This is a genomic window from Pantoea sp. BJFS-204 (genome assembly GCF_049310725.1).
Lineage (GTDB): Bacteria > Pseudomonadota > Gammaproteobacteria > Enterobacterales > Enterobacteriaceae > Pantoea > Pantoea agglomerans.
The window spans coordinates 89875-105355 of the sequence record NZ_JBMOWE010000001.1 but is presented as its reverse complement, the minus strand read 5'-3'; the positions used below and the strand labels follow the sequence as shown (position 1 = coordinate 105355).

Here is a 15481-nt window from a genome sequence, read left to right as displayed (position 1 = left end):
TGAGTCGAAGCAGACGCGCCATAGTTATGATTTAGCGCAAAAAAGCGTCAGCCCCGGCTGAAGGTGACGGAGACAAGTTGCCCCTCTTCATCCATCACCACCAGCTGATACTCGCCCGGATGATCGAGCTGCAGCGACAGGCTGTCTGCGGCGTTCTGCGTCATCAGAGGCTCACCATTCAGGAACCACCAGCGCTGTGTGCCCTGCCCTCCCTGCACCGCAACCGGCATTGTCAGCGCGCTCCTGCCCGGCAGCGGTCTGACAATTTGCCCCTCAATCACGCCGGTAACGATCAGCGGTGCGCTGCTGCCCTGCTGTAACGGCGGACACCGGGCATCGACAGGGGGCAGACGTTGCGCCCGCCGCTCCTGAGGCGGCAGCCAGGCCTCCAGCGGCAGCGGCCAGACCAGCCGTTCATGGCGGATGGCGTCGGGGCAGTCTGCTGCGACGCGCAGTCCCTGCGCATTCTGCCAGTAGCCCAGGCGTAATCCGCTGAGGCTCTCCTGACCGGGAGCCAGCAATGTAGGCGGCAGCGTGTCGGCGGCAACCCAGCTTTGCCGCCGCTGGCGACAGTTTTCGTCTCCGGCGGGCAACGGCTGACCGCCAGGCCAGCAAATGGTCGCCACCGTCACCGAGGCCGGCCGCGGATCGCCCGGAACGTCACGTCTGCTGAGGCGACTCATCAGCAGGCTGTTGATCTGATTCATGACGGGCACGGCAGAGGCAAAACCAAACTGCCCGGCAACCGGCGTCGCATCCGGTCTTCCGACCCAGACGCCAATCAGATAACGGGGATTAATCCCCACCGACCAGGCGTCGCGGTAGCCATAACTGGTGCCGGTTTTCCAGGCCAGTGGCACCACATCGGGTACGCTGCCATTGCCCGCGGGCTGCGCTTCCCCGGCCAGGATACGCCGGATGATCCACGCCGACTCAGGCGAAAGCAGCGGCCGCTGCTGTAAGGGTTGATCGGGCATCCAGCGCAGCTGGCCGGCGTTGCCGTGGCGGGCAAAGGCGCTGTAGGCTGCCACGATCTCATCCATGCGCGCTCCGGTGCCGCCGAGAATCAGCGAAAGATTAGGTTCAGCGCCGGGGGGAAAACGTAAGTTGAGACCGACATTGCGCAGGCGCGCTGCTACGTTTTTCGGTCCCAGCGCCTCCAGAAGCTGCACCGCAGGCAGATTCAGCGACCGCACCAGTGCGTCACTGGCGCTGACCGGCCCGTGAAATCCGGTATCGAAGTTGCCTGGCCGGTAATCACCAAAGCGACGCGGCACATCCTGCAGCAGTGATTCAGCATGAATCAGCCCCTCATCCAGCGCCATGCCGTAAATAAAGGGTTTTAACACCGAGCCTGGCGAACGCACGCTGGCGATCATATCCACATGGCCAAAACGGCTGTCATCGGTAAAGTCAGCCGAGCCGACGTAGCCGCGAACCGCCATGGTGGTGTGATCCACCACCAGCATCGCCAGCGAGGTGCGTGGAGGAAGCTGATTTTTAACATTCAGCGCCAGGCTTTCCAGTTCGCGCTGCAGGGAGGGGTCAAGCGTAGAGACAATCTTATCGCTGTGGCTGATCGACAGCAGCCGCCGGGCCAGTAGCGGCGCCATCTGTGGCATCTGCCGCGGCGGCAGCCACACCGGCTCCTGACGGATTTCCGCCACCTGTTCAGCGGACCAGATGCGGTATTCCGCCAGCCGATCCAGCACTTTGTTGCGTGCGGCTTCTGCCCGCTCCGGCCAGCGATCGGGCCGCAGACGGCTGGGTGCCTGCGGCAAAACGGCCAGCAGCGCCGCCTCGCCCGACGTCAGCTGTGACGGGGCTTTTCCCAGCCAGCTCCAGCTGGCCGCGCCCACCCCTTCCAGCGTGCCACCAAAGGGCGCACGGTTAAGGTAGAGCGTCAGGATGTCACGTTTGGAAAGATGCCACTCCAGCTGCAGCGCACGCCACACCTGAATTATCTTGCCGCGCAGCGTCCGGGGTTGCGGGTCGATAAGGCGTGCCACCTGCATGGTCAGCGTGCTGCCTCCGGAAATCACGCTCTGATGGCGCAGATCCTGCCAGGCGGCACGCAGCAGAGCCAGGGGATTGATGCCGGGATGATACCAGAACCAGCGATCTTCGTAGGTCAGCAGCGCCTGCAGATAGGCCGGAGCCACCTCCTCTGGCGTGACCGGATAGCGCCAGATCCCCTTGCTGTCTGCAAAGCGCCACAATGGTGTACCGTCGCTGGCAACAATCACCCGCGCAGGTTGCACCTGTTTAAGCGGCAATGGGAAAAGCCGATCCAGCCCCCATGTCGCCAGCCACAGCGCCAGAAAAAAAAGCGGCAGCGCGAGCCACCACTTTTTGATGCTGCTGACGTTTACCACGCGTCGCGTCACTTACTGAATATGCAGCTGTGACGGCGTGCTGCCGGTGGCGCGCCACTCCGGCACATACATCGACTCGACCTGCGGTGGTGGCATCAGATAGCGCCCCGGTGTGACCGCCCGCGCCAGGTAGACCAGCGTCGCGGGACGATAAGTATCTACCGCCAGTGCCGCCACAAAGCGATCGTCACGGAACTCAATGTGTCTGATGTCTGCCTGCTGCATGTCACCCATGCTCTCCTTCAGCGCATCCGCACTGTCGCCGAGGCTGGCGCTGCTATCCGCCAGGTTCTGGTTTTCCAGCTCCAGACCGGCAGGCAGCAGATCCACCACCAGCGCATCGGTGATGCTGCGCTTCGACGAAACTGTCAGACGCACCACCAGCAACTCACCGCTGCGCAGATTGCTGAGATCGGCGGCTTTGCCATCCAGCGTAAAGTATTCACGTTTTATCCCAAGCACATTGCTCTCCGGCTGTGGCGCGGCCAGCGGATAACCGGTGACATCCAGACGACCATACAGCGGCGCACTGCCCGGATTACTGACGGCTAAGCCCTGCAACAGTCGTTCAGCCCCCAGCCCTTTATTCAATGGCGCATCGCCCTGCAGAGGCTGTGCATTGCCCGACAGTTGCGCCTGCCAGCTTCCGCCCTGCGCACGCTGCAGAGTATGCGCTGCTAAATAGAGCGCGTTATTCTCCTGAGTCGAGAACCAACGCTTGCCGTTGACCTCTTTTGACAGCGACAGCAGCAGACTATTCTGCAAATCAGGCTGCAGCTTATTCTCTGCTAACAGGGCTATCATCATCCCCTGATCGCGCACCGTGCTGCCATAGTCGCCATACCACTCTTTATCTGAGCGCGTCAGACTGGCACCCTGCATGATCGCAAGCGATGCGCGCTGCCCGTCACCCATCAGCTTCAGCGCCACGCCAAGCTGCATCAGCGCCAGGCCGGAGCGGGCCTTCTCACGCTTTTCATACAAGGCGCGCAGCGCACCCAGCGGCGCACGCTGCTGACGCGCCAGCACCAGTCCGGCGTAAGCCTGCACGCTGAACTGCAGCGCGGCGTTGTTATCACTGCCGCCGCCGCTGATCTGCGCGGGATCCTGCAGATAGCGCAGCAGCCGTGCGTTAGCGCGATCAACTACATTATCCGGCAGCGCATAGCCCGCCTCGCTGGCGCGAAGCAGGAAATCGGTCACGTAAGGCGTCAGCCAGAACTCCTCCTCACTCTGTTTGTCCCACAGCCCGAAGCTACCGTTGGCCCGCTGCATGCCCGCCAGACGGGCAATGCCGGTGTCGACGGCGGCCCGGCGCGCCTCGTCACTGCTGGTTTTTATCCCCATCGCGGTCAGCTCGGCATGGCTGGTGTAGAGCGACGGCCAGAGGCCGCTGGTGGTCTGTTCCAGACAGCCGTAGGGATAGGCGTAAAGCGCACTGATATAGCTGGCGATATTGAGCGGCGGACGATTGCTCAGCGTCAGCTGTCCACTCAGGGTCTGAGCATCCAGCCCGGTAAACGCGGTTGCCGCGACCTGCCGGGGCTGATCGGAATTGATGACGGCATCGAAATTCAGTGTCCGGGCCGGATAAGGTGGTCTGACGCCGATTTTCCACTGCTGTTTGCTGGGCTTCACCTGCTCGCCCGGCAGGTTCAGACCGGAAATCTGCACGGCAACCTCGCCATCACCAAAGCCGGTTTTCGCCATGACCGGAATCTGAAGTGTGGTAAGCGCGCCTTTGGCCAGCGTCACACTCTGGCTGGCAGCCCCGGCCAGATCCACTAAGCCACTGCTGCTCAGATCCACCTTCAGGGTTTGCGGCAGATCGGTCAGGTTAGTGAGATCCAGCGCCAGTGAGGCTGTATCGCCGCTGGCAAGGAAGCGCGGAGTGGCCAGTTCGCTGATCAGCGGCGCCGCGACCACCAGTTTACGTTCGGCCGCGCCGAAGCTGTCGTCGCTCCATGCCTGGGTCATCAGCCGCAGTTCACCGTTAAAGGTCGGGATCGGCAGCGTAATCGACCCGTTGCCCTCTTTATCCAGCGTGACTGCCTGTAACTGCTGCGCCACGATATTGACGTGCGTCACCGGCTTTTTGCCGCCGCGCGTCATCGATTCATCTTCGCCATCACCACCAAAACGCAGTGCCGCGAGCCGGCCACCGCCTTCGATCAGCTGGCCAAAGACGTCATACTGATCGACGTTATAGCGTTTACGGCCAAAGAACGCCTGCCACGGATCGGGGGTTTTATAATCCGTGACGCTCAGAACGCCGCTGTCCACTGCTGACAACAGCACATTCACTTTTTCAGGCAGCGGGCCGCCGTCACGACTGGCGTGGACTTTTACCGTCAGGCGTTGCTCAGGACGGATTTTATCGGGCGCATCCAGCGTCAGATTTAAGCGGCGCGCCTCCGTCGCCATCGGCAGATGCAACAGCCCCACCGCGCGTTTTGGCGTTGCGCCACTGACTTTATCGCCGTCACGCACTACGATGGCGCTGAAGTAGAGATCGTGACGCTGCCAGCTCTCAGCAACAGGGACATCCACCGTTGTGCCGCCCTTTGGTACGGTCAATGGCTGCCACCAGAGCGTGCCGCTGCTCGACTCCACCATCAGGTAACCTTTACCGGCCGCCGGTGACTCAACCTGCAGATGCACGGTATCGCCCGGCTGGTAAGCCGCTTTATCCAGCTTCAGTCTGACCTGATCCGGGCGCAATGCACCCGTGCCGTTGGTGTTATCCTGCCAGTCATAACCCGCCTGGAACCGGACGCTGCTGACGATCTTCTCGCCCGCCTGCACTTCCAGCCGGTAGTGGCCCCACTCGACCGGGAAGCTGACTTTGGTGCTGCCATCAGCCGGGACAGAGATGGCGCGTTCATCTTCCTGCAGATCCTTGTCGCTATACTGCGACTGCCAGCCTTCGCTGTCAGAGAAGCTCCAGTAGTAATCATGGCGTTCACGGATCAGGCGAACATCCAGCTTCTCTGCCGCCAGTTTTTTGCCCTGACTGTTGGCATAGACAATGTCGAATTCGGCCAGGCTCTGTTCCGGCACGGTCGGCTCATCGTGATAGCTGTCACTGCGGTAGTCATAAACCGCCTTGTTACCAAACAGCGGCCGGATACCCGGCAGCGCTTCAGCGGGCCAGATGGCCTGGGTGGCACGACGGGTGACCGGACGTCCGCCGGTTTCCAGCAGGCTGGCCTGCAGGATCAGATTGAGCGGGGAGTGGAGCTGATCCCACTGATTTTCTACCGTGAGTTGTGCTTTACCGCTGGCATCGAGCTTGAGATCCACCTCATCCAGCGTGCGCTTTAACCCCTCTTCGGTGATGTCACCAAACTGGTAGCCTGGCAGTGCAGTCACCGCCTCGCGTGCCGGTCGCAGATAGAGTTGACCCTGTAGCGTGTTACCTGCCGCTGGGGCGCCATAGAGATAGCGCCCCTCAATACCGAACTCAACACTGGCATCAGCGGCCTGTGGCTGAGGGTCATTTTTCAGGGTTAACGCCATACGCTCCGGCAGAAAATCTTCGACGTGAAACTTCCACTCTCGCTTGAGGTTATCGCCGGTATTCAGTCGCAACATCCAGTCGCCGGTCATGGCCGACGCGGACAGCGCCAGTCGCTGCTGGTAGAATCCCGCTTCAGGCTGCCAGACAAAAGTCCGCATCACCTGGCCATCGGGCTGCACCAGCTCCGCTTTGATCGGCTGCGCGGGCAAGGGGTGTCCGTCGGCATCGCGAAGCAGCGCATTCACGATGACCGTTTCGCCAGGACGATAGATATCGCGCGGACCAAAAACAAACAGCTGTTTGTCATAGCCCTGCGGCCCCGCGACCGGGAATTCAGCGAGATCCAGCGCCGGACGCGCCAGGTCGATCATTGAGGTCTGTTCTCCCTGAATTGCCAGCAGGAGCTTGCCTTTTTCATCCGCCTTGAGGCTCAGATGACCGGTGCTGTCACTGGTACCGCTTTGCAGCACCTGCCCCTTCTCATCCAGTAACCTGACGCTGACCCCGGAAAGCGGCTGACCGTCTGCCAGACTCTGGGCGAACAGTTCGAACCGGGTCGGGAAGCGATGCAGTGACAGGCCAATATCGCTGAGGGTGAAAAGCGTGGCGGGCTGGCTGTAGCGATAAGTACCGGCCTGCTTCATCACCGCCAGATAGACGCCCGGCTGCTGAAGTGCGGTAATGTCACGCATCGGTAGCTGCAGTTTTTCACGCGTGTTACGCGCCGGGTTGAGCTCAAAGCGTCCGCTATAGACCAGCTGGCTGCTTTTCAGCAGCTCCTGCGACTGCCAGCTTGAGAGGTTGTTGCCGTAATTCCACTGCGAGAGAAATTCCGCCAGGCCGGCATTCTTTATCCGGAAGAAATCGACATCGACCTGGTCAACATTCAGCGCCAGCACCGGCAGTCCCTGCGTGATACGCAGCGGCAGCAGTGAACCGCGACTGGCAAAGCCCACCATCGGCTGGATATCACGGGTGGCGATTTTCTGACTGTAATCGGCGGCAAGCGTCTCTCCGCTGGCCGCGCGCAGTCCCGCATCCACCGTGACGGTGAAGTGACGTGACGGCTCGGGATGGCGGAAGCGCAACGTTTTGCGGTTAGCAGAAAGCTCCCAGCCGCCATCCACCCGGCCCTGTTTATCGTCGGTCAGCCTGACTTTTTGCGCGATATCCTGTTTATCATCCAGCGGCTGACTGAAGGTTAAGACCAGCGCAGCGGCATTATCGATCTGCAGTTCCGAGAGATCGATAATCGTCAGCGGTTTGCTGACCTGGGAGGTTGCGGGTGCTTCTGCCGCCTGGAGAGGCAAAACAGGTAACAGGGTCGCTGACAGCAGCGAGCCACCGATCAGCATGCTGAGCAGCAGCCGGGTATTGCGTTTCTTCATGGTAGTTCCTTCACCGGGACGCAGGGAGTGTCGTTTGATTACGCAGCGCAATTTCATATCAATGCTCGCATTTAATCAACGCTTCTCTTGAGATGGTGCGCACATTCCCTGACACTGGTATGACAGATTGCTGAGATGAGGTTGTTATGACGACGCCACTGTTTGTGTCCGCCGACTGGTTACAAGAGCACTACAACGATGAGCGGCTTCAGGTGCTGGATGCACGGTTGTTGCCACCCGGTATGGAAGCGGTTCGCGATATCCAGGCCGAATATCTGGCGGGTCATTTACCCGACGCCCCTTACTTCGATATTGAAGCGCTTTCCGATCACACCAGCCCTTACCCCCATATGCTGCCCCGCGCCGAAAGTTTTGCCGTCGCGATGCGTGAACTGGGTATCAGCAGTGATAAGCACCTGGTGGTGTATGACGAGGGTAATCTCTTTTCTGCGCCACGCGCCTGGTGGATGCTGAAAACCTTTGGTGTGGCTCAGGTGTCGATTCTGGCCGGGGGCTTGCAGGGCTGGAAAGAAGCTGGTTTTGCGCTGGCAACCGGCGAAGTGAATCTGCCGGAAGGTGAGTTTGAGGCCCACGCAGATGAAAGCCGGGTGAAACGCCTGACGGACGTACTGCTGATCAGCCATGAAGGCGGCGCACAGATTATTGATGCGCGTCCTGCCAATCGCTTTAACGCCGAAGTGGATGAGCCGCGTCCCGGATTGCATCGCGGACACATTCCCAACAGCCTGAACGTGCCGTGGAACAGCCTGGTTGAACAGGGAAAACTCAAGCCGGAGGCGGAACTTCAGACGCTGTTTGCCGATGCGGGCGTCGATATTACCCAACCGGTGGTCGCCAGCTGTGGCTCAGGCGTGACGGCGGTGGTGGTGATTCTGGCGCTGACGGCGCTGGGCGCACGGGATGTCACGCTGTATGACGGATCCTGGGGCGAATGGGGCAGTCGCGACGACTTACCTATCGCGAAATAAAAAACAGGCGGCCCATGAGCCGCCTGTTTTTTAATAATATCGGATTCGATCAGCTGTAAGAACGAGGTAGCACAGGAAACAGGGTCAGATCGGAAAGTCGCTAAAGCCACTCCCTGGCCGCTCGGCCCGCGCCGTCCATGGCGCGGGACGCTTTCCTCCTCTGACCCTGTTCCCTGCGCGTTAAGCTTATTCGTTGCGGCCAGATTCCCCCTGATTCGGGATATCAGCTATATGAGGCGGCTCGTGAGCCGCCTGTTTACTTTGTTGTCTCAGATAATCCGCTCACTTCCCTTGAAGTCGCGCAGGAAACTGCCCCAGCGACGCTCATAGAATGGCGTGATGTGGGCGGTAAAGAAGTGGCTGATGCCGCGATCGTTTAGCGTCACCTCACAGATATCAACCGGCGCATCGTCCGGCAGCGTATCGGTTGCCACGCTGCCCGCCGCCTGAATGATCGTCTCAATGTTGCTGTCCGCTTCAATGCCAATCAGCAGATTGGGCGCTTCGTCAGCCCGCTCACGGATACTGGCGATAAACGCGCGACGCACCTGCTTATGCTTGCTGAAGAGCTGAGTCAGTGAGTCGATCATCTGGGCAGGGGGTTCAGCCACCTCAGACAGCAATAGTGACTGTCCGCCTTCCAGCACGGTTTGCTGGCTTAGTGCACTGCCCTCTTCAGCCAGCAGATGGGTGATCTCGGCCGCAGTAAACTCTTTACCGGAAGGCAGTTTGGGATTGAGAAACAGCGTCTCGCCACGTGTAATCTCAAACAGCGTTCGTACCGGCAGACGCAGCCAGGACTGCTCACCGCTCACCGCTTCACTCATCGCCTCTTCTGACGTGAAAAAAGGAATGATGCTGCTGCCATCCTCTTTTTCCCAGTGCTGCAGATCAACGGGCGTGCTGGCATCAAGCTGTTGCGTGGTGCTTTCACCTGGCACCCAGGCATCAGATTCCAGCAACAGCTGAAAAAATTCGGGCCGATGGGCAGGCTCAGTGGCCGCCAGCTTCAGCACCTCTTCAAGACGATTCATAGTTTCCCTCTGAACAGCGGCAGCATCAGCCACCGCTGAGATCGGCTTATTTCAGTAACAGATTGGCGAGGGTACGCACGCCAAGACCTGTTGCACCCGCCGCCCACTGGTCAACTGCGCCTTTGCGATAGGTCGCGGAGCAGTCGATGTGCAGCCAGCCCTGCTGATAGTTACTGACGAAGTGTGACAGGAACGCTGCCGCGCTACTGGCACCCGCCGCATGTGACGGGCTGGCGATGTTATTAAGATCGGCGAAGTTAGACGGCAGATGGCTGCGATGGAATTCGGCCAGCGGCAGACGCCAGAAAGGTTCGTTCTCACTCACCGCGCTGCCCATCAGCGACTGTGCCATCACATCATCAAAGGTAAACAGCGCATGGTAATCGTTGCCCAGCGCCGTCTTGGCCGCACCGGTCAGCGTCGCAGCATCGATGATCATCGTCGGGTTCTGCTCGCTGGCGTCGATTAAACCGTCGGCCAGGACCAGACGCCCTTCCGCATCGGTGTTCATCACTTCCACCGATTTACCGTTGCGATAGCGAATAATGTCGCCCAGTTTAAAGGCGTTGCTGCTGACCATATTATCGGCACAGCAGAGGTAGAGTTTGACGCGCTTGTTAAGACCGCGCGAAATCGCCATGGCCAGCGCGCCGGTGACGGTCGCCGCGCCGCCCATGTCAGATTTCATTGAGTCCATGAAGCTGCTCTGCTTCAGGCTGTAGCCACCGGTATCAAAGGTAATGCCTTTACCGACCAGACAGGCGTAGACCGGGGCATCGTCGTCGCCGGTCGGGTTGTAATCGAGTGCCAGAAATACCGGCGGACGATTTGAACCGCGTCCAACGGTGTGCAGGCCCATATACCCCTGTACCCTCAGATCGTCGCCTTTGGTGATGCGATAGCTGACGGCACTGCCGCCCACTTCACTAATCAGATCGACTGCATTGTGTGCCAGCTGTTCCGGCCCCAGATCTTCCGCGGGCAGGTTAATAACGTTGCGGACCCAGTCGATAATTTTCAGACGGCGATCAAACTCCGCCTGCTCATGTTCGCCCAGCGCCGGCCACTCAACCTGACGCTGGCCTTTCGGACCACGGAAGCCCTGCCAGAATGCCCAGCACTGCTCAAGGTGCCAGCCTTCGCCGGTCAGCGCCACATGGCGGATCCCCTGGCTGTCGATTTTGTGAGCCGCACGCTGAATGATATTCAGCGCATCCGCGCCGGTCAGATGCAGTGTCATGCCGCTGTCGTTGCTGCTGAGAATCGCTTTTTCGCCCCAGCGCGCATCGGCGGGCTGGCTGCTAAGCGTAATATTCATGGGTTGTGTGGTCATCGAAAAGCTCCATAATCGTTATCTGTTTCATCCAGCCTGATTGTTATAACGGCTTTAATAAGATGTTAAATATAATTCGCAGAGAGACCTGATAACAGATTCCGTCAGGTGTTGCCAGCGAAGTGCAAATATAGGCGCAATTTCCGGACTATGACCGGATATCAGGATTTCATTAAGGCCCGCAGACGGGTCACTGATTTCTGCACCAGGGCAATGGCGTAGTCGATCTCTTCCTCGGTTGTGAAGCGTCCCAGCGAGAAGCGCAACGAACTGTGCGCCAGCTCTTCACTCAGGCCCAGCGCCCGCAATACATAGGAAGGCTCCAGGCTGGCGGAGGTGCAGGCCGAGCCGGAAGAGAGCGCCAGATCTTTCAGCGCCATGATCAGTGATTCACCCTCAACGTCAGCAAAACTGAGGTTAAGAATGTTCGGTGCGCTCTGATGCAGATCGCCATTGAGGGTGACGTCGGGCAGTGTGCTGATGCCCTGCCACAGGCGATCGCGCAGAGTCTGCAGGCGCGCCATCTCGGTTTCGCGCTCTTCTGCTGCGATACGATACGCCTCGCCCATGCCGACAATCTGATGCACCGGCAATGTCCCGGATCGCATACCGCGTTCATGTCCGCCGCCGTGGATCTGCGCAGCAATCTGCACACGCGGTTTACGCCGGACATAGAGTGCGCCGATGCCTTTCGGGCCATAGAGTTTATGGGCAGAAAAGGACATCAAATCAACCGGTAACTGGCTGAGATCGATAGGCAGCTTGCCGACGCTCTGGGTCGCATCCACATGAAACAGAATCTCACGTTCGCGGCAGAGTTCGCCAAAGGCGGCGATATCCTGAATCACTCCGGTTTCATTATTAACGTGCATCAGGGTGACTAAAATCGTGTCGTCGCGCAGCGCCGCACGCAGCTGGTCAGGCGAGATAATGCCGTTAGCCGCAGGGGTGAGATAAGTGACAGCAAAGCCTTCACGCTCAAGCTGCTGGCAGCTATCAAGCACCGCTTTATGTTCTGTCTGGCTGGTGATGATATGTTTGCCGCGCGCCTGATGGGCGTGAGCTGCACCTTTAATCGCGAGGTTATCGGATTCAGTGGCGCCAGAGGTAAAGATGATTTCACGCGGATCGGCATTGACCAGTTCGGCGATCTGATTACGCGCAACATCAACCGCTTCTTCAGACTGCCAGCCAAAACGGTGCGATCGCGAGGCCGGATTACCGAACGTGCCATCCAGCGTCAGAAACTGCATCATTTTGCTGGCCACACGCGGATCGGCCGGCGTGGTGGCGGCGTAATCCAGGTAAATCGGTAATTTCATTGCGCTACAGCTCCGTATAAAAAATCATACGTCTTTATAGCAGATTCGGCCCTGACCGCGTTAGCAGTAAGGGCCGCAACAGCGGGTATTACGAGGCGCGTTGGTTGACGTTAATTTCCTGCGTGCGCGGGCTCTGGAAGCGACGATTATCAATCGCATTCTGACGATCGGCTACATCCAGGATCTCCTGATTATTCACCAGCTCAGCCAGTGTAATATTGTTCAGGAAGTCACTGATACGCACGCTCAGATCGCGCCACAGCACGTGAGTCAGGCAACGCTCGCCGCCCTGGCAGCCTTCTTTACCCTGACATTTGGTGGCATCAACAGACTCATCAACGGCGGTGATCACTTCACCGACAGAGATGGTATTAGACGCTTTACCCAACAGATAACCGCCGCCCGGACCACGTACGCTGGACACCAGCTCATTTTTACGCAATCGGGAGAATAACTGCTCCAGATAGGAGAGCGAAATGCCCTGACGCTCTGAAATATCAGCCAGCGGGACCGGACCTTCATGGGAGTGAAGGGCAACGTCCAGCATTGCAGTAACGGCATAACGTCCTTTGGATGTCAGTCTCATAGCGTACGACCTCAATAGCGTCCGGTTATCGGAGGATTAGCAACAGATGCTCTGAAGTCTGCCATTCCCGAGTAAATTGGTCAACTATTTAACCTGGTAAATTAGTCAGGTATTTAACCTGGTAATTCACTCAACTATTATCTGCTTCTTTTTTATCGTTTTTTCGCTTTTCAAACGACGAAAGCATGCCGCGCAGGATGTTCAGTTCGTCGCGTTCCGGGCGGGCACGGGTGTAAAGACGACGCAGTTTGCTCATCACCTGGCCAGGATTGGCTTCACGGATAAAGCCGCTGTTCAGCATCATCTGTTCCATATGCTGATAGAAGCGCTCCAGGTCATCCACCAGCGGATAAGGTGACTCTTCATAGTGTGGCGGCGGGCTGGCCTGCTCCTGCGCCTGTAACCATGCCATGCGCACTTCATAGGCGATAATCTGTACGGCCATCGCCAGATTCAGCGAGCTGTATTCCGGGTTTGCCTGAATTGCGACGTGATAGTGGCACTTCTGCAACTCGTCATTGGTCAGGCCGACACGTTCACGACCAAAAACCAGCGCAACCGGTGCCTGCTGGCCCTCTTCCACGCTTTTCACGCCACATTCGCGCGCATCCAGCATCGGCCAGGGCAGCGAGCGGGAGCGTGCACTGGTGCCGACCACCAGACTGCATCCGGCAATCGCCTCATCCAGCGAGTCGACAATTTTGGCGTCGCCAATAACGTCGCTGGCACCGGCCGCGAGTGAGATAGCCTGTGAGTCAGGCTTGACCAGCGGATTAACCAGATAGAGGTTGGTTAAGCCCATGGTTTTCATGGCGCGCGCAACGGAGCCCATGTTACCGGTGTGAGAAGTCTCGACCAGCACGATACGAATATTTTGCAACATGATTAGGGATACTCAGAAAGGGGTCAGTAAAATCAGTAGAGAGAATATTAACATAAAGCAGGACATTTACCGAACACGCTGCTATACTCCGCGCCGTTTTCCCCGTTCTTTAACATCCAGCGAGAGATACCGATGCATCCAATGCTCAACATTGCCGTGCGCGCAGCGCGCAAGGCCGGAAATTTAATTGCCAAATATTATGAAACCCCGGACGCCGTCGAAGCCAGCCAGAAAGGCAGCAACGACTTCGTAACGAATGTTGACCGCGAAGCAGAACGCCTGATTATCGAAATTATTCGTAAATCTTACCCGAAACATACCATCATCACCGAAGAAAGCGGTGAACTGGCGGGCGAAGATCAGGATGTTCAATGGGTTATCGATCCGCTGGATGGCACCTCAAACTTCATCAAACGTTTACCCCACTTTGCTGTTTCTATCGCTGTGCGCATTAAAGGCCGCACCGAAGTCGCCGTCGTTTACGATCCAATGCGCAATGAACTCTTCACCTCTTCACGCGGTCAGGGCGCTCAGCTGAATGGCTATCGTCTGCGTGGCAGCACGGCCCGCGATCTGGATGGCACCGTTCTGGCGACCGGCTTCCCGTTCAAAATGAAGCAGCACGCGCCGGCTTACATGAATATCATGACCAAACTCTTTACCCAGTGTGCTGACTTCCGCCGCACCGGTTCTGCTGCGCTGGATCTGGCCTATGTGGCTGCCGGTCGCGTAGATGGCTATTTTGAGATTGGCCTGAAGCCGTGGGATTTTGCGGCGGGTGAACTGCTGGTCCGTGAAGCGGGCGGTCTGGTGACCGACTTCACCGGCAACCATGGCTATCTGCTGTCAGGTAACCTGGTCGCGGGTAACCCACGTGTGGTGAAATCGATGCTGTCGAACATGCGTGATGAGCTGAGCGAAGCGTTAAAACGCTAAGTCTCAGTACAGAAAAAGGCGGCTTCTCAGCCGCCTTTTTTATTGCCTGTTACTCAGTGATGATTAACGACGTTCGTGTGACAGCACCTGACGAGGCTGAGTACGACGACCTACCATACCCATCACGCCTGCCAGCACCGCTTCGATGATTAGCAGAATCAGGGCATACCAGCTCGCTTTCGCAGTCGCGGCAGCGGCTTTTTCACCGGCTTCACGCGCTTTCTGTTCAGCCTGCTGTTTCAGTTCCTGATACTTCTGAACCGCCTGCTGATAGCTCTGTTCAGTTTTGGCCACGATCTGATCCACTTCCTGATCGCTTTTGCCGGTGCGCGCTTTGATAATATTTTTCAGCGCATCACGATCGGCTGCCTGCAGGGTATCGGAATGACGATCCATCACCCCTTTTAACCAGTTAGCCAGATCAGTATCCGCTGTCTGTGGATGGTTTGCGGTGTTGTTAGCCTGGTTTTCAGCATTCTGCGCTTCTTTATTTGCATCCTGCTTTAAATTCTCTGGCTGTAATTCCGGTTTCCCGGTCTGGCGTAAAGTCGTTTCCAGTTCGTTCTGCAGGTTATCTAAATTAATATTACTCTCCTGCAGTTTGTCTTTTGCCATTTGGGTAACGGATGGCGCAGCAGCGGAAATACCACTACCCAGCGCCTGGAAGCCTGAGCCCACAATATTCATCGCGCCGCCTAATACACTGGTCGCCAGCGCAATAGCCAGGTAAATAGTGAAAATTGTGCTAAGGCCAAACATCAGTAAACCGTGCAGTGCGCCTTCGCGCTGAGCCAGTCGGCCTGCAACATAACTACCTGCAGCCATCGCGACCAGCATTTCAATGGCAGTCCAGACCAGCGCGCCTGTGCCCAGGCCGTCGAGTGGATTCTGTTCTTTCATCGGATCAATGGTTGTTGCACCAATGGCGGTTCCCAGCAGCGTCAGAATAATGTGAACGATCAACGCACAAATGACACCGGCAAACACGGCGCTCCAGGAAATACGTTTTAACGGCAATCCAGCCGGCCCGGTCGCCAGCGTTTCGGTGTAGCCATTATTAATACGGGTATCAGCCATGAAATATACTCCTCGCAATAAACAGAAAGCGGTCTTGA

10 protein-coding genes are annotated in these 15481 nt (G+C 57.9%); 2 read left to right on the top strand and 8 right to left on the bottom strand.

Annotation, left to right across the window (positions count from 1 at the left end; all coding sequences use genetic code 11):
* Positions 1-47 precede the first annotated feature (47 nt).
* Positions 48-2387, bottom strand: coding sequence for a peptidoglycan glycosyltransferase PbpC (gene pbpC, locus ACO6VX_RS00490; RefSeq protein WP_422457386.1), 2340 nt, complete (start codon positions 2385-2387; stop codon positions 48-50).
* Positions 2388-7283 (bottom strand): alpha-2-macroglobulin family protein, encoded by a 4896-nt coding sequence (locus ACO6VX_RS00485; RefSeq protein WP_422457384.1) that lies wholly within the window; start codon positions 7281-7283, stop codon positions 2388-2390.
* A 146-nt stretch (positions 7284-7429) separates the two neighbouring features.
* Between ACO6VX_RS00485 and sseA the strand changes: the two genes are divergently transcribed.
* Positions 7430-8272, top strand: a complete 843-nt coding sequence (gene sseA / locus ACO6VX_RS00480; RefSeq protein WP_187492055.1) for a 3-mercaptopyruvate sulfurtransferase — start codon at positions 7430-7432, stop codon at positions 8270-8272.
* A gap of 269 nt (positions 8273-8541) precedes the next feature.
* Here the strand turns inward: sseA and sseB are convergent, their stop codons facing one another.
* The 5 genes from sseB to trmJ form a co-directional block, all read right to left on the bottom strand.
* Positions 8542-9306, bottom strand: a complete 765-nt coding sequence (sseB, locus tag ACO6VX_RS00475) for an enhanced serine sensitivity protein SseB (RefSeq protein WP_010257582.1) — start codon at positions 9304-9306, stop codon at positions 8542-8544.
* 46 nt (positions 9307-9352) lie between these two features.
* On the bottom strand, positions 9353-10639 hold the full coding sequence (gene pepB / locus ACO6VX_RS00470) for an aminopeptidase PepB (protein ID WP_010257585.1): 1287 nt from the start codon (positions 10637-10639) through the stop codon (positions 9353-9355).
* Between the two features lie 161 nt (positions 10640-10800).
* Entirely contained in the window at positions 10801-11961 is a 1161-nt protein-coding gene (locus ACO6VX_RS00465; RefSeq protein WP_031592489.1) for an IscS subfamily cysteine desulfurase, read from the bottom strand.
* An 88-nt stretch (positions 11962-12049) separates the two neighbouring features.
* Positions 12050-12547 carry a Fe-S cluster assembly transcriptional regulator IscR gene (gene iscR / locus ACO6VX_RS00460; RefSeq protein ID WP_010257591.1) on the bottom strand — a complete coding sequence of 166 codons (498 nt, stop codon included), beginning with the start codon at positions 12545-12547 and terminating at the stop codon, positions 12050-12052.
* Between the two features lie 130 nt (positions 12548-12677).
* A complete protein-coding gene (trmJ, locus tag ACO6VX_RS00455) occupies positions 12678-13430 on the bottom strand; it encodes a tRNA (cytosine(32)/uridine(32)-2'-O)-methyltransferase TrmJ (protein ID WP_422457381.1) in 753 nt (250 codons plus the stop codon).
* A gap of 132 nt (positions 13431-13562) precedes the next feature.
* Between trmJ and suhB the strand changes: the two genes are divergently transcribed.
* A complete protein-coding gene (suhB, locus tag ACO6VX_RS00450; protein ID WP_008926709.1) occupies positions 13563-14366 on the top strand; it encodes an inositol-1-monophosphatase in 804 nt (267 codons plus the stop codon).
* Between the two features lie 63 nt (positions 14367-14429).
* On the opposite strand, the gene ACO6VX_RS00445 is transcribed toward suhB, so the two are convergent.
* Entirely contained in the window at positions 14430-15443 is a 1014-nt protein-coding gene (locus tag ACO6VX_RS00445; protein WP_010257601.1) for a TIGR04086 family membrane protein, read from the bottom strand.
* Positions 15444-15481: the final 38 nt, after the last annotated feature.